This window comes from Streptomyces sp. NPDC030165, assembly GCF_055573595.1.
Window position 1 is genome coordinate 280,076 of sequence record NZ_JBVIBD010000007.1, and the last position, 20,202, is coordinate 300,277.

The 20,202-nt window shown below is 72.8% G+C and carries 18 protein-coding genes; 7 read left to right on the forward strand and 11 right to left on the reverse strand.

The annotated features are described in order from the left end of the window. Positions 1 to 85: 85 nt before the first annotated feature. The 6 genes from ACZ4Z1_RS16260 to pdhA are packed head-to-tail and all read right to left on the reverse strand — an operon-like array spanning position 86 to position 8,205. A complete protein-coding gene (locus tag ACZ4Z1_RS16260; RefSeq protein WP_468487250.1) occupies positions 86 to 1,231 on the reverse strand; it encodes a potassium channel family protein in 1,146 nt (381 codons plus the stop codon). Beyond that, on the reverse strand, positions 1,228 to 3,405 hold the full coding sequence (locus tag ACZ4Z1_RS16265) for a molybdopterin molybdotransferase MoeA (RefSeq protein WP_468487251.1): 2,178 nt from the start codon (positions 3,403 to 3,405) through the stop codon (positions 1,228 to 1,230). Before ACZ4Z1_RS16265 ends, ACZ4Z1_RS16260 begins: the two co-directional genes overlap by 4 nt. Next, positions 3,402 to 4,364, reverse strand: a complete 963-nt coding sequence (locus tag ACZ4Z1_RS16270; protein WP_468487252.1) for an NTP transferase domain-containing protein — start codon at positions 4,362 to 4,364, stop codon at positions 3,402 to 3,404. Before ACZ4Z1_RS16270 ends, ACZ4Z1_RS16265 begins: the two co-directional genes overlap by 4 nt. 45 nt (positions 4,365 to 4,409) lie before the next feature. Next, positions 4,410 to 5,975 carry a dihydrolipoamide acetyltransferase family protein gene (locus ACZ4Z1_RS16275; RefSeq protein ID WP_468487253.1) on the reverse strand — a complete coding sequence of 522 codons (1,566 nt, stop codon included), beginning with the start codon at positions 5,973 to 5,975 and terminating at the stop codon, positions 4,410 to 4,412. Next, a complete protein-coding gene (locus ACZ4Z1_RS16280) occupies positions 5,975 to 7,009 on the reverse strand; it encodes an alpha-ketoacid dehydrogenase subunit beta (RefSeq protein ID WP_468487254.1) in 1,035 nt (344 codons plus the stop codon). Before ACZ4Z1_RS16280 ends, ACZ4Z1_RS16275 begins: the two co-directional genes overlap by 1 nt. After that, positions 7,006 to 8,205, reverse strand: a complete 1,200-nt coding sequence (gene pdhA / locus ACZ4Z1_RS16285) for a pyruvate dehydrogenase (acetyl-transferring) E1 component subunit alpha (RefSeq protein ID WP_468487255.1) — start codon at positions 8,203 to 8,205, stop codon at positions 7,006 to 7,008. Before pdhA ends, ACZ4Z1_RS16280 begins: the two co-directional genes overlap by 4 nt. Before the next feature lie 226 nt (positions 8,206 to 8,431). Here pdhA and ACZ4Z1_RS16290 point away from each other — a divergent pair, with 226 nt between their 5' ends. After that, positions 8,432 to 8,923 carry an Lrp/AsnC family transcriptional regulator gene (locus ACZ4Z1_RS16290; RefSeq protein WP_468487256.1) on the forward strand — a complete coding sequence of 164 codons (492 nt, stop codon included), beginning with the start codon at positions 8,432 to 8,434 and terminating at the stop codon, positions 8,921 to 8,923. Between the two features lie 80 nt (positions 8,924 to 9,003). Here ACZ4Z1_RS16290 and ACZ4Z1_RS16295 read toward each other — a convergent pair whose 3' ends face one another. Next, on the reverse strand, positions 9,004 to 9,591 hold the full coding sequence (locus ACZ4Z1_RS16295) for a TetR/AcrR family transcriptional regulator (RefSeq protein ID WP_468487257.1): 588 nt from the start codon (positions 9,589 to 9,591) through the stop codon (positions 9,004 to 9,006). A gap of 2 nt (positions 9,592 to 9,593) precedes the next feature. Then, entirely contained in the window at positions 9,594 to 11,114 is a 1,521-nt protein-coding gene (locus tag ACZ4Z1_RS16300; protein ID WP_468487258.1) for a 3-hydroxyacyl-CoA dehydrogenase, read from the reverse strand. Positions 11,115 to 11,334: 220 nt separating this feature from the next. Between ACZ4Z1_RS16300 and paaN the strand changes: the two genes are divergently transcribed. After that, positions 11,335 to 13,041, forward strand: coding sequence for a phenylacetic acid degradation protein PaaN (paaN, locus tag ACZ4Z1_RS16305; protein WP_468487259.1), 1,707 nt, complete (start codon positions 11,335 to 11,337; stop codon positions 13,039 to 13,041). On the opposite strand, the gene ACZ4Z1_RS16310 is transcribed toward paaN, so the two are convergent. The 3 genes from ACZ4Z1_RS16310 to ACZ4Z1_RS16320 all read right to left on the reverse strand — a co-directional run bounded on the left by ACZ4Z1_RS16310 (position 13,038) and on the right by ACZ4Z1_RS16320 (position 16,094). Beyond that, the gene (locus ACZ4Z1_RS16310) at positions 13,038 to 13,856 is read right to left on the reverse strand and encodes a TrmH family RNA methyltransferase (protein WP_468487260.1); all 819 of its coding nucleotides are present in this window, start codon (positions 13,854 to 13,856) and stop codon (positions 13,038 to 13,040) included. The two genes, paaN and ACZ4Z1_RS16310, sit on opposite strands and share 4 nt — an antisense overlap. Before the next feature lie 121 nt (positions 13,857 to 13,977). Beyond that, positions 13,978 to 15,429, reverse strand: coding sequence for an HTTM domain-containing protein (locus tag ACZ4Z1_RS16315; protein ID WP_468487261.1), 1,452 nt, complete (start codon positions 15,427 to 15,429; stop codon positions 13,978 to 13,980). Next, on the reverse strand, positions 15,426 to 16,094 hold the full coding sequence (locus tag ACZ4Z1_RS16320; protein ID WP_468487262.1) for a DUF5819 family protein: 669 nt from the start codon (positions 16,092 to 16,094) through the stop codon (positions 15,426 to 15,428). The genes ACZ4Z1_RS16315 and ACZ4Z1_RS16320 overlap by 4 nt, the downstream gene beginning before the upstream one ends. A 168-nt stretch (positions 16,095 to 16,262) precedes the next feature. Between ACZ4Z1_RS16320 and paaA the strand changes: the two genes are divergently transcribed. The 5 genes from paaA to ACZ4Z1_RS16345 all read left to right on the forward strand — a co-directional run bounded on the left by paaA (position 16,263) and on the right by ACZ4Z1_RS16345 (position 20,185). Continuing rightward, entirely contained in the window at positions 16,263 to 17,222 is a 960-nt protein-coding gene (gene paaA, locus ACZ4Z1_RS16325) for a 1,2-phenylacetyl-CoA epoxidase subunit PaaA (protein ID WP_468487263.1), read from the forward strand. Positions 17,223 to 17,476: 254 nt separating this feature from the next. Continuing rightward, a complete protein-coding gene (gene paaB / locus ACZ4Z1_RS16330) occupies positions 17,477 to 17,743 on the forward strand; it encodes a 1,2-phenylacetyl-CoA epoxidase subunit PaaB (RefSeq protein WP_468487326.1) in 267 nt (88 codons plus the stop codon). Continuing rightward, positions 17,740 to 18,537, forward strand: a complete 798-nt coding sequence (gene paaC, locus ACZ4Z1_RS16335; RefSeq protein ID WP_468487264.1) for a 1,2-phenylacetyl-CoA epoxidase subunit PaaC — start codon at positions 17,740 to 17,742, stop codon at positions 18,535 to 18,537. Before paaB ends, paaC begins: the two co-directional genes overlap by 4 nt. Beyond that, on the forward strand, positions 18,531 to 19,025 hold the full coding sequence (paaD, locus tag ACZ4Z1_RS16340; RefSeq protein WP_468487265.1) for a 1,2-phenylacetyl-CoA epoxidase subunit PaaD: 495 nt from the start codon (positions 18,531 to 18,533) through the stop codon (positions 19,023 to 19,025). Before paaC ends, paaD begins: the two co-directional genes overlap by 7 nt. Then, positions 19,025 to 20,185 (forward strand): 2Fe-2S iron-sulfur cluster-binding protein, encoded by a 1,161-nt coding sequence (locus ACZ4Z1_RS16345; protein ID WP_468487266.1) that lies wholly within the window; start codon positions 19,025 to 19,027, stop codon positions 20,183 to 20,185. The genes paaD and ACZ4Z1_RS16345 overlap by 1 nt, the downstream gene beginning before the upstream one ends. The last annotated feature ends 17 nt before the right edge of the window (positions 20,186 to 20,202 follow it).

Genomic DNA, 20,202 nt, shown 5'->3' on the forward strand with positions numbered 1-20,202 from the left:
CAGGGACGGGTGCGGCCAGGGGCGGCGCCGGGCGGGTGCGGGTCCCGTGGGAACCCCTGGCCTTCGCAGCCGTCCGCCGGGGCTCCTAGTCGTCGCGGCGCACGGGGGCCATCGGGGACACCCCCGTACCGGGAATCATCGGCTTCACGCCGGGTTTGGTCGGTCCCTCCGGCTGTTCCGCCTGAGCGGCCCGGACGATGGTGATCACCCGGTCGGCGGCCTGCAACGGGCTGGCCGCCGGGTCGTCGTACCCGAGCAGCCGGTGGCCGCGCAGGACGGAGACGATCAGATCGTCGGTCTCCCGTACCGACTTGCCGACCTCGGCCTTCACCACCGGGCGCTCGATCAGGTCCAGTCCGCTGCCCTGCTGGATCAGGTCCTCCAGGACCGTGCCCGCGCTGGGACTGTGCACCGACAGGCCCAGGAGGCGGCCTGCGGCGCTGGCCGAGGTGATGACCATGTCGGCGCCGGACTGGCGCAGCAGCGGCGCGTTCTCCTCCTCCCGTACGGCCGCGACGATGTTGGCCTTCTTGTTGAGCTGGCGGGCGGTGAGCGAGACGAGGACGGCCGTGTCGTCGCGCTGGGTGGCGATGACCACCTGGCGCGCCCGCTGGATCTCGGCCCGTACGAGGACGTCGCTGCGGGTCGCGTCGCCGACCACACCCGCGAAGCCCTCGGCCACCGCCGAGTCGATGACCTTGGGGCTCGGGTCGACGATGACGATGCGGTCGCGGGTCAGGCCCGTCGCGCGCAGGGTCTGGGCCGCGGACCGGCCCTTGGTGCCGAAGCCGACGATGACGGTGTGGTCGCGCAAGGCGTTTCTCCAGCGGTTCAGTTGCCACTGCTCGCGGGTGCGCTCGGTGAGGACTTCGAGCGTGGTGCCGACCAGGATGATCAGGAAGAGGACCCGGAGGGGCGTGATGAGCAGGATGTTCAGCAGCCGCGCGCCGTCCCCGTACGGGACGATGTCGCCGTAACCCGTGGTGGAGAGCGTGACGGTGGCGTAGTAGACGCAGTCGAGGAAGTCGACGGAGCCGTTGGCGTTGTCGTGGTACTCGTCGCGGTCGATCCAGACGATGGCCACCGTCGCGACGAGCACGAGCAGGGCCATCAGAAGCCGGCGCGCGACCTGGCGCAGCGGCGCGACCGGGGTGCGGCGGGGCAGCACGATGCGGTGGCTGGACTCCTCGGGAATCTCGCGCGCCGCGGCGTCGTGGGTGGGGAGTTTCACGCGGCGCCTCCGCCGGTCGGGCCGGTGGGGCCGGTGGGGCCGGTGGGGCCGGTGGGGCCGGTGGGGCCGAACGCTCCGGAGGTACCGGAAGTGGCGAACGCTCCGGACGCGTCCGAAGCCCACCCCGTCACCGCGTCCGCCGTTCCGTCGGCCGTCCAGGGCAGGTCGAGGAGTTCGACTTCGGCACCGCGTACCGCGCCGCCCGGCGGTACGACGGCCATCGCGTCGGCCGCCGCGATGCCGCGCAGCATGGCGGGCCCGCTGAAGCGCAGCGGTACGACCGCGCCGCCGTCGTTGTCGCCACCACCGTCCGCCTCGTCGGCCGCGCCGTCCCGGAAGGCGACCGGGACCAGCCGCGTGTCGTGCGGGTGGCCGGATACGTCGGCGGTCAGCGGCGCCCGGTAGGAGGGCAGCCGGCGGCGCGCGGCGAGCGTACGCAGTGCCGGTTCCGCCAGGGTGAGCAGACCCGAGACGGCGGCCAGCGGGTTACCGGGCAGTCCGACGAGCAGGCGGGCGGGCGCGCCGGCGCGCGGGGTGTCCGAGGGGCGCTCGGAGCTGGGGGCTGCGTGGTGCGGGAGGCGGGCGAGGAGCATGGGGTGCCCGGGGCGTACCGCGACGCCGTCCACCAGGACCTCCGCCCCCAGCCTGCGCAGCGTGGGACGCACATGGTCGACGGGCCCGGACGCCGTACCCCCGGTGGTGATCACCAGATCGGCGTCCGAGGACGCGAGCGCTTCGTACAACACCTCGGCGTCGTCCCCGAGATGGCGGGGCGGCCCGGCGTCCGCGCCCAGCGCCCGCAGCCACGGCGTGAGCATCGGGCCGAGCGCGTCCCGGATCCGCCCCTCGGCGGGCAGCCCGGCGCTCAGCAACTCGTCTCCCAGCACCAGCACTTCGACGCGCGGCCGGGCGTACGCGGTCAGCGCGTCGTACCCCGCGGCGGCGGCCAGGCCCAGCACGGCCGGGGTCACCAGGGCGCCGGCGGGCAGGAGTTGCTCGCCACGGCGGCACTCCTGTCCGCGCGGCCGGATGTCCTGCCCGGGCGGCACGGGAGCGGGCGCGTACAACTGCGTGTGGCCGTCGGACCGTCCGCGTACCTCGCCGTGTTCGCTGCGCAGTACGGCCGTGGCGCCCGGCGGGATGCGCGCGCCCGTCGCGATCGGCACCGCGTCCCCGTCGGCAACGGCTTCGGACGGCTGGTGACCGGCCAGGATGCCGTGTTCGTGCTCGTCCGGACGGCTCCGGGCGGCGAGGTGCCAGGGGCCGGGACCGGCGACCGCCCAGCCGTCCATCGCCGAGGTGTCGAAGGACGGCAGGTCGGTGAGCGCGGTCAGCGGCCCGGCGAGGGTACGCCCGAGCGCCGCGCTGCCGAGCGGGCAGACGACCGGGGGCAGCGGACCGTACGGTGCGCGGGCGGCCAGCCTGCGCGCCGTACGCCACGGGGTCGGCGCGGGGTGGTCGTGCCGGGTGCGGGGACCGTGGTGGTCGGAGGTGCCGCTGTCGGCGGCCGGTGTGGCCGCGACGGGTGAGGCGGGATGTGCCGGGGGAGGAGTACGGGGCTCGGGAGCGGATGGGAGATCGGACGCGGACGGGGGATCGGACGCGGACGGGGGATCGGACGCGGACGGGGGATCGGTTGGGCTGCCGGGTGCGCGCGGCGGCTCATGCGCCCCCGAGGCCGAGGCGGCGTCCCAGGGGGTGTAAGGGCCCCGGCGCGTGTCGTCGTCCAGGCCCGTACCGGCCGTCGGCGCCTTCCGGCCCCGGTCGGGCTCCCGGGTCGGCTCCTGGTCCTCGAAGATCCACGCATAGCCGTCGTCGAAGACCGGCGCGTAACGGTCACCGGCGGGCGCGGGGGCGCCTCCGGGGGCGGGCATCGGCATACGGCCGCCACCGGGGGCCGGTGCGGGGGCACCATCAGATGCCGTCCCGTCCGTATCCCTGTACTCGTACCCATACTCGTACCCGTCACCGGGCTCCGGCGTCCGGTCGGCACCGCGGTACGGCGGACGGCCGTCGTCGTACCGTTCCCGGTCCCGCCCACCGTCCTCGTACCGGCCCGGCGCACGGTGAGCCTCGGCACCGCGGCCCGACGGCCGGTGGACGTCGCGGCGCGGCATCGGGGCGGAGCCGCCGTTGGCCAGCGCCAGTGCGTCGTCGAACTCCCCGTCCGTCATTCCGCCGGCTTCGCTTTCGGCTTGGCCTCGGGCGCGGCCTCCGGCGTGGCGTCGGCGTTCTCGGCGGACTCGGCGGCCCAGCGGTCGGCCAGCGCGGCCACCTTCGCCGCCAGTGCCGAAACGTCCCGGCCCTGCTGAGCGGCGGCGTAACCGACCAGGAACGTCGTCAGCGGCGCCGCCGGCCGGGCCACACCGTGCGCGGCGTCGCGCGCGAGGTCGAGGAGGGCCGCCGTGTCGACATCAAGTTCGATGCCCAGTTCGGCCTTGGCTGCGGTGATCCATTCGTCCAACACGGTTCCATGCTCCCTGATGCGGGCGCGTGCCGCTTCGATGTCCTCCCAGGTGTCGCAGTCGAAGGACGCGGTGGCCGTCGGATCGGGCACCGGCCGCAGCGACAGATGCTCCGACAGCGCACGCAACGGCTGACCGGCGAGCGCTCCGTGCCCGGCCCGTACGGCGTCCAGCGCGCGGCGCAGCGGCTCCGCCCGGTACGCGGCGACCAGCGGCTGGTCCCGCCCCTCCGCGTCCCGGAGCAGCGCGCCGTCGGCCCCGCCCTCCGCGGCCGCCGCCAGCAGGGCCCGTACGGTCACGCCGGTCAGGAACGGCAGGTCGGCGGAGAGTACGAGCACCACCGGCGCCGTGGTGTGCCGCAGCCCGGCATCCAGCGCGGCGAGCGGCCCGCCTCCGGGCGGGTCCTCGCGGGCGTGCACGACCGGCCGCGCGGTGGGCCGCCGCGGCCCGACGACGACAGCGGTCGCCGCATCCGCACAGGCGTCGAGCACCCGGTCCAGCAACGACCGCCCGCCGACGGACACCGCGGGCTTGTCCACCCCACCGAGCCGCCGGGCAGCGCCTCCGGCGGGGACGATGACGTCGTATGGGTGCTGGTCGTGCGCGGTCGGGTCGTGAGCGGTCCGCTCGTACGCGGTCTGATCGCGAGCGGTCTGGTGATCGGTCACGCCTTGAGTATCGCCGGGGTCGTCCCGATCACCGACCGGGCCCGCTCACAACGTGCGCAACAACACCGCCGGCCGCTCCACACAGTCCGCGACGTACCGCAGGAACCCCCCGGCGGTCCCCCCGTCGCACACCCGGTGGTCGAAGGTGAGCGACAGCTGCACGACCTGGCGTACGGCCAACTCCCCCTCATGCACCCACGGCTTCGCCGTTATCCGGCCCACGCCCAGCATCGCCGCCTCGGGGTGGTTGATGATCGGCGTGGAGCCGTCGACGCCGAAGACTCCGTAGTTGTTGAGGGTGAAGGTGCCGTGGGTCAGGTCGTCGAGACCGAGCGCACCGGTCCGGGCGGCCTCGGTCAGCCGGGCCATCTCGGCGGTCAGCCCCTCGGCGCTACGGCGGTGCGCATCCCGTACGACCGGGACCACCAGCCCGCGATCGGTCTGCGCCGCGAAGCCCAGGTGGACCGCGGGCAGCCGCACGATCTCGTTGGCCTCTACGTCGACGGTCGCGTTGAGCTGCGGATACCGCGCGAGTGCCGCCGTACAGACACGGGCCAGCAGCGCGAGCAGCGACACCTTGGGCCCACCGGCGGCGTTCATCTCGCGGCGCGCGGCGAGCAGTTCCGTGGCGTCGGCGTCCACCCAGCACGTCGCGTCGGGGATCTCCTGGCGGCTGCGCCGGAACTTCTCCGCCGCGGCGCCCCGCATCCCCCGCAGCGGTATGCGCTCGGCCTCCAACGGAAGCCCAGCGGACGCCACCACTCCGCCTTCCGCACCGGCCGTACTCCCCGGCACGGCCACCGTCGCACCCGCACCGCCGGCCTTGGTCCCGGCCCCGGCCCGGGCCCTGGCATCAGCACCAGCACCAGCACCAGCACCAACCTCGGCCGCGGCCCGGGTTTCAGCTCCGCTCCCGGCCTCCGCCTTCACCGGCCGCGCCGCGTCCCGGGCACGCACCGCCCGCTCGACATCCGTACGCAGGATCAGCCCCTCCGGGCCCGACCCCCGTATCTCCCGCAGGTCCAGCCCGTGCTCCCGCGCGAGCCGTCGGACCAGCGGCGATATGACCGGCACCGGCCCGCCCGCCCCGCGACTTCGACCCACGTCCTCCCGTTCCGGGGCCTCAGCCGCTTCCCGCACCGCGCCTGCCACCGGACGGACCCGCCGCCGTCGCCCCGCCGCGGCACTCGTCCCGTACCCGACCAGCACATTCCCCGACCCTTCGGCCGAACCGCCACCGGTCTCCGCGCCCCTCCCGGTCTCCGCACCCCCACCGGACTCGCTTGCCTCACCCGTCTCATCCGTCGCGCCCGTCCCCGCCCCGGGCGCGCCGTCCCCTTGCCTTTCCCTTCCGGCTGCCGCCGCCGACCCGACCGCCACCGTCAGCAGCGGCGACCCCACCGGCAGCTCCGCCCCCTCGTCACCGAACCGCGCGGTGACCACGCCCCCGTACGGACACGGCACGTCCACCAGCGCCTTCGCGGTTTCCACCTCGACCACCGGCTGGTCGACGGTGACGACCTCGCCGACCTCGACCAGCCACCGCACCACCGTCGCCTCGGTCAGGCCCTCACCGAGGTCGGGCAGTGCGAACTCACGGACCACGGCCATCAGTCACCGCTCCCCTCGGTCCAGTCCGACTCCCACTGGAGGCGGCCTACGGTGTCCAGGATCCGGTCGACACCCGGCAGATGGTGGCGCTCCAGCATCGGCGGCGGATACGGGATGTCGAAGCCCGCGACCCGCAGCACCGGCGCCTCCAGGTGGTGGAAACAGCGCTCCGTGACGCGCGCGGCTATCTCCCCGCCGGGGCCGCCGAAGCCGCTGGACTCGTGCACGACGACCGCGCGGCCCGTACGCCGTACCGAGGCGCAGACCGTCTCGTCGTCGAAGGGCAGCAGCGAGCGCAGGTCGAGGACTTCCAGGTCCCAGCCTTCCGCCGTGGCCGCTTCGGCCGCCTCCAGGCAGACCGGCAGCGACGGCCCGTACGTGATCAGCGTGGCGCTGTGGCCGGGCCGCCGGACCGCCGCGCGGCCCAGCTCGGCCACCGGCTCCGGGGCGTCGGGGGACCAGTCGGCGCGCGACCAGTACAGCCGCTTCGGTTCGAGGAAGACCACCGGGTCGTCGGACGCGATGGCCGCCCGCAGCAGCCCGTACGCGTCGGCGACCGTCGCCGGCGTGACGACCTGGAGCCCGGGTGTGGCGAGGTAGTACGCCTCGGAGGAGTCGCTGTGGTGCTCCACGCCGCCGATCCCGCCGCCGTACGGGACGCGGATGGTCAGCGGCAGCGGCATCGCGCCCCGGGTGCGGTTGCGCATCCGGGAGACATGGCTGATGAGCTGTTCGAAGCCGGGGTAGGCGAAGGCGTCGAACTGCATCTCCACGACCGGCCGCAGCCCGTACATGGCCATGCCGACCGCCGTACCGAGGATGCCCGCCTCGGCGAGCGGGGTGTCGCCGCAGCGCTCCTCGCCGAACTCCTCCGCCAGGCCGTCGGTGACCCGGAAGACGCCGCCCAGCTCTCCCACGTCCTCGCCCATCACATGGACGGCCGGGTCCGCGGCCATCGCGTCGCGCAGCGCGCGGTTCAGCGCCTGCGCCATGCTGGCGGGCTTGCGTCCGGCTTCCGCCGCTGTCGCCGTCATGGCCGCTCCTCCCCTGCCGTGCCGTTCGCCGCCGCCCGGCCGGTGCCTTCTTCGGTGTCCGCCGCCTCGGCCTCCAGCTCGGCCCGCAGCTGCGCCGCCTGCTCGCGCAACTGGCCGGTCTGCTCGGCGTAGACGTGCGCGAACAGGTCCATCGGGTCCAGGGCCGGGTCCTGGTTCATACGGTCCCTGAGGCCGGCGGCCAGTTCCTCGGCGCCGTCCCGGGTCCGCCGCACGAAGTCGTCGGAGAGCAGGCCGCGCTCCGTCAACTCGCGCTCCAGCAGGGTTATCGGGTCGTGCTCCCGCCACTCCTCGACCTCGGCGTCGGTGCGGTAGCGGCTGGCGTCGTCGGCGTTGGTGTGTGCCTCGACGCGGTACGTGAGCGCCTCGACGAGCGTCGGTCCCCCGCCCCGGCGCGCCCGCTCCACCGCCTCGCCCAGCACCTCGTGCAGCGCGGGCGCGTCGTTGCCGTCCACCAGGCGGCCCGGCATGCCGTACCCGACCGCCTTGTGGGCGAGGGACGGCGCGGCGGACTGCTTGGCGAGCGGTACGGAGATCGCGAACCCGTTGTTCTGGACGAGGAAGACCACCGGGGCCTGCCACACCGCGGCGAAGTTCAGCGCCTCGTGGAAGTCGCCCTCGCTGGTGCCGCCGTCGCCCACCATGGCGAGCGCCACCACGTCGTCACCCTTCAGGCGCGCGGCGTGCGCGAGGCCCACCGCGTGCGGGAGTTGGGTGGCGAGCGGTGTGCACAGGGGGGCGATGCGGTGCTCGTGCGGGTCGTATCCCGTGTGCCAGTCGCCCCGCAGGAGGGTGAGGGCCTGTACGGGATCGAGGCCGCGGGCCACGGCGGCGAGGGTGTCGCGGTAGCTGGGGAAGAGCCAGTCCTGCTCCTTCAGCACCCGCGCGGCGGCGACCTGGCACGCCTCCTGGCCGGTGGAGGACGGATACACCGCCAGCCTGCCCTGCCGCGTCAGCGCCGTGGCCTGGGCGTTGTACCGGCGGCCGCGCACCAGCTGCTCGTACAGGTCCGTCAGCAGTCCGGCCTCGATCCGGCCGGCGGCGTCCGTGCCCAGCAGGCGGTAGGGCTCCGCGTCGGGCAGGAGGGGCGCGGGGTCCACGCGGGGTCGCCACGCGGGCGGCGGCGCGGGCCAGTGGCTCCCGCTCCTCCTGCTGCCGCGCTGCTCAAGAACCGTCATGACGAGCACCTCCTTGGTCTTCGGAACGAGTGGCGCGGAGCGCCTGGACGGGGTCGGTGGGGGACGACGGGCGGGTAAGGAACGAAGGGGGCGGGCGGGTGGCCCCTACCTACCGATTGTTCGGTCGCCAGCACATTTTGGCTACAGGCGGGCTCAGCCTGTGGACAATCGGTTCTCCACAGCCTGAGATGAGGACAGGGCGTCCATACAGGGGAGGCGAGGCGGTATGCCGGACGAACAGATGGCCAGTAACGGAGGGCATCGCCCCGCGCGCCCCTTGGACACCATCGACCGCGCGATCCTGAACATGCTGCAGAGCGACGGACGGGCCTCGATACGCTCCGTCGCCGAGCGTGTGCACGTCTCGCGCGCCAACGCCTACGCGCGCATCAACCGTTTAATCGACGACGGGGTGATCCGCGGCTTCAGCGCGCGCATCGACCAGGAACGGGCCGGGCAGAGCGCCTCCGCCTACGTCACGCTGAAGATCGTGCAGAACTCCTGGCGCACGGTCCGCGCCCAGCTCACCGCGCTTCCGGGGGCCTCGCACATCGCCCTGGTCAGCGGGGATTTCGACGTCCTGCTACTGGTGCACACCAAGGACAACCAGGAGCTGCGGGAACTGGTCCTCACCCGCATCCAGTCGATCCCGGAGGTGCTCAGCACCCGCACCCTGCTGGTCTTCGAGGAGACCGACCTGGGGGCCGAGCAGGGATAGCGGCCCGCCCGAAGGCCGAGCAGGGACAGCGGTCCGAAGGCCGACCCGTGGCCACGGCTCCGACGGCCGTCCGGCCTCCCTCAGGTCCGCAGCCCCGCGAACGCCGTCCGCACCACGGCGTCGGCGACCTCCTCGCTGCTCGCCGAGCCGCCCCGGCCCGGCCGGTACCACTCCACGATCGAGTTGATCATGCCGAAGAGCAGCCGGGTCGCCAGCCGGACGTCCACGTCCGCGCGCAGGTCGCCGTCGGCCGCGGCCTGCTTGAGCAGCTCGGTGACCTCGCCGTCGAACTCCCGCCGGCGCTCCATGGCCCAGCGCTCCGTGTCCGTGTTGCCGCGCACCCGCAGCAGCAGCGTCACGTACGGCAGCTCCTCCATCAGCACTTCCGTCTCGCGCCTGGCCACGTACTCCAGGCGCTCGATGGCCCGCCCCGTAACCGCCCCCGGCTCCTGAAGGACCCCGAAGAGCCCGTCCAGCGCCCGGCTTATGGCGCGGTGCAGCAGCTCTTCCTTGCTGCGTACGTGGTGGTAGATCGAGGACTTGGAGATGCCGGCCGCCCGGGAGAGGTGCTCCATGGAGGTGCCGTCGTACCCGCGCTCGTTGAACACCTCGACGGCGACCGACAGCAGCGAATCGGGCGTGTAGGTGTCGCGCTTGGCCATGGTCATGATTAGAGCATCCGGCCGTTCAGCTTCAAACTGCGGCGCAGGGCCCAGGACGGTCCGTAACGCCCGTTCGCGTACTGGTGGCGCAGCGTCTCCAGCAGGTTCCACAACCAGTGCCGGCCGACGCGAGCGGCCCACTCCGAGGGCCCGCCGGGGTAGTTCACGCCCAGCCGCATGGCCGTGTCGATGTCCTCGCGGCTCGCGATCCCGCGGGCCTCGGCGTCCACGGCGAAGTCCACGATCATCGCCACCGTACGGGCGACGATCATGCCCGGTACGTCGTCGATGACGCTGACCTTCTTGCCGAGCGTCTGGAAGAGGCCTACCGCTTCCCGTACGTCCTGATCGGACGCCTCCGCGCCCGGTGCGAGGGCTATCCGGGTCGCGGCCCGGTAGTCCAGCGCCAGGTCGAAGCGGATCGCCGGACCGTCCATGTCGCCGGTGGCGGGGTGGCCGTCGGTCAGCGCGAGGCGGGCACCGCCCGGCAGCCGGATGCAGCCCTCGTGCTCCCCCGGTGTGCGGTCCCGGGTGACCTTGATGCCGGCCTCGTCGATCAGATCCTGGAGGACGGCGGCGGGCCCGGCGAGCTGCGTGTGCACCGTCACCGCGGCCGGCGCCGGGCACGGCTCCGCGGTGTGCGGCTGCCGCTCCGGGGCGCCGTCGGCGTAGTCGTACCAGCCCCGCCCCGTCTTGCGGCCCAGCAGGCCGGCCTCCACGAGTCGCCGCTGCGCCAGTGAGGGCGTGAACTTCGGGTCGCGGAAGAAGCCCTCCCACACCGAACGGGTGACGGCTTCGTTCACGTCCTGCCCGATGAGGTCCATCAGCTCGAACGGTCCCATACGGAAGCCGCAGGACTCGCGCAGCACGGCATCGATGGTGGCCGGGTCGGCGGCCCGCTCCTCGTACACGCGCAAGGCCTCCGCGTAGAAGGGGCGGGCGATGCGGTTGACGATGAATCCAGGGGTGTCGGCGCTGCGTACGGGGGTCTTCCCCCAGGCCGCGGCCGTCTCGTACGCGGTGGTGGCTGCCGAGGTGTCGGTCGTGAAGCCGCTGACGACCTCGACCAGGGGCAGGAGCGGCGCCGGGTTGAAGAAGTGCAGGCCGACGAAGCGCCCGGGCCGGCGGAGCGCACCCGCGACGGCGGTGACGGACAGGGACGAGGTATTGGTGGCCAGCAGACAGTGCTCGCCGACCACATCCTCCAGGGCGGTGAACAGCTGCTGCTTGGCGCCCAGTTCCTCCACGACGGCCTCGATGACGAGTGCGACATCGGCAAGTTCGGGGAGCGCGGTGGCGGGCATGAGGCGCGCGCGGGCCGCTTCGCGCTCCGCGGGTGCCAGCTTGCCCTTTTCCACCAGCCGGTCCAGGCGGCGCCCGATCGCCTCGGCAGCCTCGGCGGCCCGGCCCGGCAAGGCGTCGTAGAGCCGGACCGGGTGGCCCGCGACCAGCGCGACCTGCGCGATTCCCTGGCCCATGGTGCCCGTGCCGACGACCGCGACGGTGCGGCCCACTTCGATGGCTGTCATGACGGCTGATCCTCCCCGACGGAGTTGTCCACAGGTTCGCCGGACCCTCTTGCCCCGACCGATCGTTCGGTTACTCTAGCCCTGTCGCCGAAAGGGTGCCCAGCCCGTCCTCGGCCCTGGCGGCGCGGGGAGTGTCTTCCCCGGCGTCGCGCCCGTCCCGCGAGGCGGGCGCCCCTGAAGCGGCAGGCTCCAGCCCCGCCCGACGAGGAGTTGGTCTTCGATGGCCGCCGAACTGACCGCAGCGCAGCTGCTCGAAAAGCACCGCCCGACGCTCGACCAGGCGCTGGAGGCGATCCGTACACGTGCGTACTGGTCCCCGCACCCCGAGCACCCCAAGGCTTACGGGGAGAATGCCGCGGCGGACGGCCAGGCCGCCTTCGACGCCCTGCGCGGCAAGCGTTTCGAGCTGGACCAGCCCGGCACGGACGACTGGACGGGCGCGGAGGTCTCCCCGTACGGAGTCGGGCTGAACATCAGCTACCCGCACCCGGACGCGGACGTGCTGCTGCCCGCGATGCGCGCGGCGATGCCCGCGTGGCGCGACGCCGGCCCGCGGGCCAGGGCCCTGGTGTGCCTGGAGATCCTGTCGCGGATCAGCGCGCGTACCCATGAGTTCGCGCAGGCCGTGATGCACACCAGTGGCCAGGCGTTCATGATGGCGTTCCAGGCGGGCGGGCCGCACGCACAGGACCGCGGCCTGGAGGCGGTCGCGTATGCCTACGCGGAGCAGGTCCGCACCCCGGACGAGGCCGCGTGGTCCAAGCCGCAGGGCAAGCGCGACCCGCTGGAGCTGTCCAAGTCCTTCAAGGCCGTACCCCGCGGCGTCGCCCTCCTGGTCGGCTGCAACACCTTCCCGACGTGGAACGGCTACCCGGGCCTGTTCGCCTCCCTGGCCACCGGCAACGCGGTCCTGGTCAAGCCGCACCCGCGGGCCGTGCTGCCGCTCGCGCTCACCGTCCGGGTGGCGCGCGAGGTGCTGGCCGAGGCCGGGTTCTCACCCGACCTGGTCGCCCTGGCCGTCGACCGGCCCAATGAGGGCTTGGCCAAGACCCTCGCGGTGCGCCCCGAGGTCCGCATCATCGACTACACGGGCTCCACGGAGTTCGGTGACTGGCTGGAGGCCAACGCGCCCCAGGCGCGCGTCTACACGGAGAAGGCCGGCGTCAACACGGTCGTCATCGACTCGACGGACGACTACAAGGGCATGCTCGGCAACCTCGCGTTCTCCCTGTCCCTGTACAGCGGCCAGATGTGCACCACCCCGCAGAACCTCCTCATCCCCCGCGACGGCATCACCACGGACGCCGGCCCCAAGTCGTACGACGACGTGGTCGGCGACCTCGCGACCGCCGTCGACAAGCTGCTGGGCGACGACGCGCGGGCCAACGCCCTGCTGGGCGCGATCGTCAATCCGCAGGTCAAGGAGCGGATCGAGGCGGCCTCCGGGCTGGGCGAGGTGGCCCTGGCCTCCCGCGAGGTGGCCAACCCCGACTTCCCCGACGCCACGGTCCGTACGCCGGTGATGGTCAAGATGGACGGCGCACGCAAGCTCTGGGAAGGCGCGGGCGCCGACGCCGCCTACCTCTCGGAGTGTTTCGGCCCCGTCTCCTTCGCGGTGGCCGTCGACTCCGCGGCGGACGCGGTGGACCTGCTGCGGCACACGACCCGTGTCAAGGGCGCGATGACGGTCGGCGCCTACACGACCTCCGGGGAGGTGGAGAAGCTGGTGGAGGAGGCGTGCCTGGAGGAGTGCGCGCAGCTCTCCCTGAACCTGACCGGCGGGGTGTACGTCAACCAGACCGCCGCCTTCTCCGACTTCCACGGCTCGGGCGGCAACCCGGCGGCGAACGCGGCGCTGTGCGACGGCGCTTTCGTGGCCGACCGCTTCCGGACGGTGGAGGTGCGCAGGCCCGTACAGACGAGCTAGAAGAGTTCCGGCCCGGTCGCTCCGGTCATCCCGGCCCCGGCGGCCGGGGCCGGAGTGCTGCGGGACATCCAGTGGAAGAGGCCCATGGCCACACTCGTGGCCAGGTTGAAGCTGGAGACCCGTGCCTGCATCGGCACCGCGACCAGCGCCGACGCCCGTTCCCGCAGTTCGTCCGAGATGCCCTGCCGCTCCGACCCGAAGGCCAGGATCGCATCGTCGGGGAACGTCACGGACCGGATGTCCGTGCCTTCCGGGTCGAGGGCGTAGACCGGTCCTGGCGGCAGTTCCGGCAGCGTCACGCGCTCCACCGCGCTGGCGAAGTGCAGACCGGCGCTGCCCCGTACGGCGTTGGGGTGCCAGGGGTCGAGCGAGCCGGTGGTGACCACTCCGGTCGCGCCGAAACCGGCCGCCAGGCGGACGACGGCGCCGATGTTGCCCAGGTTGCGCGGGTTCTCCAGCAGGACGACGGGGGAGGGCCGCGGGGTTTCGCGGAGCCTGGCCAGGTTCGCCGCGGCGCCGGGGCGCACGGCGAGGGCCGCGACGCCCGTGGGGTGCACCTTCGGCACGAGCGTGCGCAGAGCCGCCGCGGGCACCTGCTCCGCCAGGGTTCGCAGGTCGCCGGTCAGATCGTCCGCGAGCTCCTCGGCGAGCGCCAGCAGGGCTGTCTTGTCGCTGGTCAGTACGTGCCGCACGTCCCCGCCGAAGCGCAGGGCGTGCTTCAGCGCGTGGAAGCCGTCCAGGAGGACCGAGCCCGGGTCGTCGGCGCTCGCGCGCCAGCGCCGTACCGGATCGTCCGAGGTCCCGTTCTCGATCATTTCCCCACTATCTCAACTACCCGACGGGCCGACACCCGCCGCACGTGTCCACGGCGGCACCCGCGTACCGCCTCGGGCGGCCGTCCGTGGGCCCGCCTCCGGGGTACGCGGCGGTGCAGACTCAGGGCGTACCGACGGCCGTCGGCCGGTCCCGCTTCCCGCCTCCCGTACGGCGCGGAAGCACCCGGTCGCGTACGGAGGTGACCCGGGCGCCCAGCCACACCAGGAAGACCGTCGGCAGGAACACCGCGTCCGCCGTGATCATCGCGAGCGAGAAGAACGGCAGGCCGAGCAGGAACGCGATCGACAGGTGCTCGCAGATCATCGCGACCAGCAGCACGTTCTTCAGACGGCGGTTGAAGAGGGTGAAGGGGAAGGCGACCTGCACGATCACCGTGCCGTAGGTGAGCAGCATGATCATCAGGCCGTTGTCGGCGAGCACCCGGGACAGCTCCGGCCAGGGCGAGAAGTAGTCCAGGTGCATCGGGTAGTACACCGCGGTGCCGTCCTGCCAGCGCGTTCCCTGGATCTTGTACCAGCCGGCGGTGGCGTAGATCAGGCAGACCTCGACGACGATCACCAGCAGGGCGCCGTTGTGCACCAGCTTGGTGATCATGTCGAGGACGATGCGCGGCTCCCCGGGCGCGTACCGCCGCGCCGCCCACCAGGCTCCGTGGGAGAGCCACAGCACCCAGAACGTCAGGCCCCAGCCCACGTTCGGGAAGGGACCGGGGCCGAACCAGGAGAGGCCGGCCAGGCCCAGTGCCTGCGCGACGGCGAGGGACAGCCCCAGGATCGCCCACAGGACGACGCCGGTGACGTCGCGCTCCGGACGGCCGTCGGAGAGGCGCGCGTGCTGCGCGGCGCGGCGGGCGTCCAGCGACCACACCTGCCCACAACGGGTCAGCACCAGGTACATGGCCATCAGGTGGAGGACGTTGTCGCCGCCGTCCCCGATGAAGATGCTGCGGTTCTGGAGCGAGAGCACGCCCACCATGAAGAGCACCGACATGGTGCGGGTGCGCCAGCCGACCAGCAGCAGGGCGCCGGCGACGATGGCGAGCCCGTAGAAGAGCTCGAACCAGCCGCGGCTGTCGGTCCAGGTCAGGACCGAGAAGGCCTCGTTGCCGCCGAGGAGCCGGCGCGCCATGTCACCGCTCCAGGGGCCGTCGGGCCCGTAGAGCTCGTGCCGGTTCGGCCACTCCCGCAGCAGGAAGAAGAGCCAGGTGGCCGCGAACCCGATGCGGATGACGGCGGACTGGTACGGGGCGAAGGCACTGCCCGTGACGCGCCTGAAGGCCTGCCCGAAGGCGCGCTCGATGCGCGTCTCACCGCTGTCGGCGGACGGCGCTGCGGCCGGGCCCGGGGGCGAGGTGACGACCGGCCAGGCGGTGCGGGCGGGAGCGGAGGCCCGTTCCGCCGAACTCTGGGCGGGGACGGTCGGCGCGGGGGAGGCGGCACCTGTCCCGGTGGCCGCCTCCTGGGTGGCGGTGTCGGCCCGGCCGGTCATCTCCGGAGTACCGGCGTCCGCCGCGTCCCCTGCCGCCTGCGAAGGCGTCCTGTGCGCTGTCACTGGATCCTCGCTCCTTCGGGCAGGTCGTCTGCGGTGACCGGCCACCAGGGCAGCTCGCGGTACCTGGGCTTGTCGCTGATCTTCTCCGAGCTCCACGACGGCGGGCTGACAGCCGTCGTCATCGAGCGGACCTGCATCTGCTCGATCGCGCCGCGCGCCGCCCACTGCGTGCTCATGCGCTGCATCACGATCCGCCGTACGTACTGCTCGGCCAGCTCGCCCCGCGTACTGGAGGCGCGGTTCTGCGCGTCGTGGGTGTTCTGGAAGTACTCCCAGGCGCGGCGGAGTTCGTTCTGCTGGGTGTGGCTCGGTACGGGGTTGTGCAGCAGGGCCCGGCCGTCGACGGCGGACAGGTCGGTCCAGCCGGTGGTCAGCCGGTCACCGGCCTCGGTGCGCACCTGGGCACGCACCTGCACCGCGATGTTCTGCTGCAGCGGGTTGGGCGCGAAGAGCTTCCAGTTCTGCTCGTACTCCGGGAACACGTAGTCGTTGATCACTTCGCCGTGCTGCTTGCTCAGCGTGTTCGGCGGTGCCACGTGCAGGAACATCATCGCCAGATGGATCGCGACGGCCAGCGTCACGGCGCCCGCCACGACGGTCACCACGACGCGTGACGGTAGCGAGAGCGCGGCTGGTGGCCGCGATTCGTCCCCGTATTGCTGCATTCCTGCCCCGTTCCCAGTTCCCGGGCGGCTTTTCACCGCTCCGGAACCGTACCTAGGCGGCCCCACGCGGCACATCCTCCCCCGAGTTATCCACAGGCTTGACACCCCGCACGTTCGAGCCACACCATTGAACCGAACGATCGGTCGGTCGGGAGCTAGGGGGATCACATGACGACGATCGCGCCGGGCGAGGAATCCCTCGCGGCCCTGGAGGCAGGCTTCGACGCGGCCGTGGCCGCGGACGAGCGCATCGAGCCGCGCGACTGGATGCCGGACGCCTACCGCTCATCGCTGGTGCGCCAGATGGCGCAGCACGCGCACTCCGAGATCATCGGAATGCAGCCGGAGGCGAACTGGATCGCCCGGGCCCCGTCGTTGCGCCGCAAGGCGATCCTGATGGCGAAGGTGCAGGACGAAGCGGGTCACGGCCTGTATCTCTACAGCGCCGCCGAGACCCTCGGCGCGAGCCGCGACGAGCTGCTCGACAAGCTGCACTCCGGCCGCCAGAAGTATTCGTCCATCTTCAACTACCCCACCCTGACCTGGGCCGACGTCGGCGCCATCGGCTGGCTGGTGGACGGCGCCGCGATCACGAACCAGGTCCCGCTGTGCCGCTGTTCCTACGGTCCGTACGCCCGCGCCATGGTCCGCGTCTGCAAGGAGGAGTCCTTCCACCAGCGCCAGGGATACGAGCTCCTGCTCGCCCTGAGCCGCGGCACCGAAGCCCAGCACGCCATGGCGCAGGACGCGGTGGACCGGTGGTGGTGGCCGTCGCTGATGATGTTCGGCCCGCCCGACGACGAATCGGCGCACTCGGCCCGGTCCATGGCGTGGAAGATCAAGCGGCACTCCAACGACGAGCTGCGCCAGCGCTTCGTGGACATCTGCGTCCCACAGGCCGAATCCCTCGGCCTCACCCTCCCGGACCCCGACCTGGCGTGGAACGAACAGCGCGGCCACTGGGACTTCGGCCCCATCGACTGGGACGAGTTCCGCGAAGTGCTGAAGGGCAACGGACCCTGCAACGAACAACGGATCAGCCAACGGCGCCGCGCCCACGAGGAGGGCGCCTGGGTGCGCGACGCCGCGACGGCGTACGCGGCCAAGCACGGGGAGGGGACCCGATGACCACGACCGGTACGGGAGACGGCGGGAGCCCGGGTAGCCAGGCGGTTCCGGACGGTTCCGGAAGCCCGGCGCCCGCGCTGGGGGCCGGGACGGCGGGGCCGACCGCGGCGGAGCCGACCACGGTGGGGCCGACCACGGTGGGGCCGACCACGGTGGGGCCGACCGCACTCGGCCCGGCAGCCGGCAGCACGACGCGCACCCCGCCCAAGGACAGCGCCTCGGCAGCCGCCACCGCCAGGCCCACCGACTGGCCGCTGTGGGAGGTCTTTGTCCGGAGCCGGCGCGGCCTGTCCCACACCCACGCCGGCAGCCTCCACGCCCCGGACGCCGAGATGGCCCTGCGCAACGCCCGCGATCTCTACACCCGCCGCTCCGAAGGCATCTCGATCTGGGTGGCCCCGTCCGCCGCGATCTCCGCCTCCTCCCCGGACGAGAAGGACTCCTTCTTCGGTCCGGCCGCCGACAAGCCCTACCGCCACCCGACCTTCTACGAGATCCCGGACGGGGTGCAGCACCTGTGAAGCCCGTACCGACCGCCCAGGACCCGGCCACCGGCGACAGCACCGCCGCGGCCGCCGCCCCCGCGGGCTCCCTCGCCCGGGACGTCGCCGCCGCTGCCCCGGCCCTCGCCCTCGGTGACGACGCCCTCGTCCTGTCCCACCGGCTGGGGGAGTGGGCCGGGCACGCCCCCGCCCTCGAGGAAGAGGTGGCCCTGGCGAACATCGCGCTGGATCTCCTCGGCCAGGCCCGCGTCCTGCTCTCCCTCGCCGGGGACGAGGACGAACTGGCCTACCTCCGCGAGGAACGCGCCTTCCTCAACTGCCAGCTCGTCGAGCAGCCCAACGGCGACTTCGCCCACACCATCGCCCGCCAGCTGTACTTCTCCACGTACCAGGAGCTGCTGTACGGCCAACTGGCAACCGGCGGCGGCCCGCTGGCTCCGCTCGCGGCGAAGGCGGTCAAGGAGGTCGCCTACCACCGTGACCACGCCGAGCAGTGGACCCTGCGCCTCGGAGACGGCACCGAGGAGAGCCACGGGCGCATACAACGCGGCCTGGACGCCCTGTGGCGCTTCACCGGCGAGCTCTTCGAGCCCGTACCGGGCCTGGACCTGGACCTGCCCGCCCTGCACGACGCCTGGTCCACGCGCATCGAAAGCATCCTGACGCGCGCCACCCTCGCCGTCCCCCAAGGACCGAGCCGCGGCGCCTGGACCGCGGGAGCCGGACGCCAAGGACTGCACACCGAACCGTTCGGCCGGATGCTCGCCGAGATGCAGCACCTGCACCGCAGCCACCCGGGAGCGACATGGTGACCACCGCACTCGAAGAAAGGCTGCGCGACCTGGCCGGCTCCGTCCCCGACCCGGAGCTGCCGGTCATCACCCTGGCCGAGCTGGGCGTACTGCGCGCACTGCGGCTGACCGGCCCCGGCCAGGTGGAGGTCGAGCTCACCCCGACGTACACAGGCTGCCCCGCCGTCGAGGCCATGTCCGCCGACATAGAGCGCGTCCTGCACGACAACGGCATCCCCGAGGTCGAGGTGCGGACGGTCCTCGACCCGCCCTGGACAACCGACGCCATCACGGCCGAGGGCCGCCGCAAGCTGACCGAGTTCGGCATAGCCCCGCCGCGCCCCGCCGGCCCGGCCGGCGGCCCTGTACCGGTGGCCCTGGCCATCCGCTGCCCGCACTGCGGATCGACCGACACCACCCTGCTCAGCCGCTTCTCCTCCACCGCCTGCAAGGCACTGCGCCGATGCGAGTCCTGCCGTGAACCGTTCGACCACTTCAAGGAGTTGTGATGTTCCACCCGCTCCGGGTCGCGGAGATCGAGCGGCTCACGGACGACGCCGTCGCCGTGACCTTCCAGGTCCCGTCCGAGCTGCGCGAGACCTTCCGGCACGTCCCCGGGCAGCACATCGCGCTCCGCCGCACGGTGGACGGCCGGGAGATCCGCCGTACGTACTCGATCTGCACCCCGGCGTCGGACGAACCCGCCCTGCGGGTGGGGATCCGGCTGGTCGAGGACGGCGAGTTCTCCACGTACGCGCTCAAGGAACTGGCCGTCGGCGACACGGTGGACGTCATGGCGCCGGCCGGGCGCTTCGTACTGGCTCCCCGCCCCGGGCACTTCGTGGGCATCGTCGGCGGCAGCGGCATCACACCGGTGCTGTCCATCGCCACGACGCTCCTGACCCGCCGCCCGGACGCCCGCTTCTGTCTGGTCCGCAGCGACCGTACGGCAGCATCGACGATGTTCCTGGAAGAGGCCGCCGACCTCAAGGACCGCTTCCCGGAGCGCTTCCAGCTCGTCTCCGTCCTCTCCCGCGAGGAACAGCAGTCGGGCCTGCCCTCCGGCCGCCTGGACGAGGCACGGCTGCGGGAGATGCTGCCCGCCCTGCTACCCGTGGCGTCCGTCGACGGCTGGTATCTGTGCGGCCCGCACGGACTCGTCCAGGCCGCGGAACGAGCCCTGCGCGCCCTCGAAGTCCCCCGCAACCGCATCCACGAAGAGATCTTCCACATATCCGAGCCGACCCCGGCGGAGGCCGCCCTCGCAGACGCCGCTCTTACGGGATCCGCTCTCCGGGGATCCGCTGCCGCGGGCACCACGGCCACGAGCGCGGCGGCTGCGGGCGGCTCCGCCTCTCTCCCGGGCGGTTCCGCGTCCCTTCACACCCCCGCGCGCAGCACCGTGACCGCGACCCTGGACGGCCGGGCCGGCAGCTGGCCGGTGCTGGACGGCGAGCCCCTGCTGGAGACCGTGCTGCGCAACCGTGCCGACGCCCCGTATGCCTGCAAGGGCGGCGTCTGCGGCACCTGCCGTGCGTTCCTGGTGACGGGCGAGGTCCGCATGGACCGCAACTACGCGCTGGAGGACGAGGAAGTCGCGTCGGGATACGTGCTGGCCTGCCAGTCGCACCCCGTGACGGAGGAGGTCGAGCTGGACTTCGACCGCTGACCCCATTCCCAAATACT

What these genes read in the sequence shown, in the direction of transcription:
- ACZ4Z1_RS16290 (WP_468487256.1), top strand. Translation starts at nt 8,432, where the DNA reads ATGCCGGACGAACAGATGGCCAGTAACGGAGGGCATCGCCCCGCGCGC.
- ACZ4Z1_RS16300 (WP_468487258.1), bottom strand. Translation starts at nt 11,114, where the DNA reads ATGACAGCCATCGAAGTGGGCCGCACCGTCGCGGTCGTCGGCACGGGC.
- ACZ4Z1_RS16310 (WP_468487260.1), bottom strand. Translation starts at nt 13,856, where the DNA reads ATGATCGAGAACGGGACCTCGGACGATCCGGTACGGCGCTGGCGCGCG.
- ACZ4Z1_RS16295 (WP_468487257.1), bottom strand. Translation starts at nt 9,591, where the DNA reads ATGACCATGGCCAAGCGCGACACCTACACGCCCGATTCGCTGCTGTCG.
- ACZ4Z1_RS16275 (WP_468487253.1), bottom strand. Translation starts at nt 5,975, where the DNA reads ATGGCCGTGGTCCGTGAGTTCGCACTGCCCGACCTCGGTGAGGGCCTG.
- ACZ4Z1_RS16320 (WP_468487262.1), bottom strand. Translation starts at nt 16,094, where the DNA reads ATGCAGCAATACGGGGACGAATCGCGGCCACCAGCCGCGCTCTCGCTA.
- paaN (WP_468487259.1), top strand. Translation starts at nt 11,335, where the DNA reads ATGGCCGCCGAACTGACCGCAGCGCAGCTGCTCGAAAAGCACCGCCCG.
- paaA (WP_468487263.1), top strand. Translation starts at nt 16,263, where the DNA reads ATGACGACGATCGCGCCGGGCGAGGAATCCCTCGCGGCCCTGGAGGCA.
- ACZ4Z1_RS16265 (WP_468487251.1), bottom strand. Translation starts at nt 3,405, where the DNA reads ATGACGGACGGGGAGTTCGACGACGCACTGGCGCTGGCCAACGGCGGC.
- ACZ4Z1_RS16280 (WP_468487254.1), bottom strand. Translation starts at nt 7,009, where the DNA reads ATGACGGCGACAGCGGCGGAAGCCGGACGCAAGCCCGCCAGCATGGCG.
- paaD (WP_468487265.1), top strand. Translation starts at nt 18,531, where the DNA reads ATGGTGACCACCGCACTCGAAGAAAGGCTGCGCGACCTGGCCGGCTCC.
- ACZ4Z1_RS16345 (WP_468487266.1), top strand. Translation starts at nt 19,025, where the DNA reads ATGTTCCACCCGCTCCGGGTCGCGGAGATCGAGCGGCTCACGGACGAC.
- pdhA (WP_468487255.1), bottom strand. Translation starts at nt 8,205, where the DNA reads ATGACGGTTCTTGAGCAGCGCGGCAGCAGGAGGAGCGGGAGCCACTGG.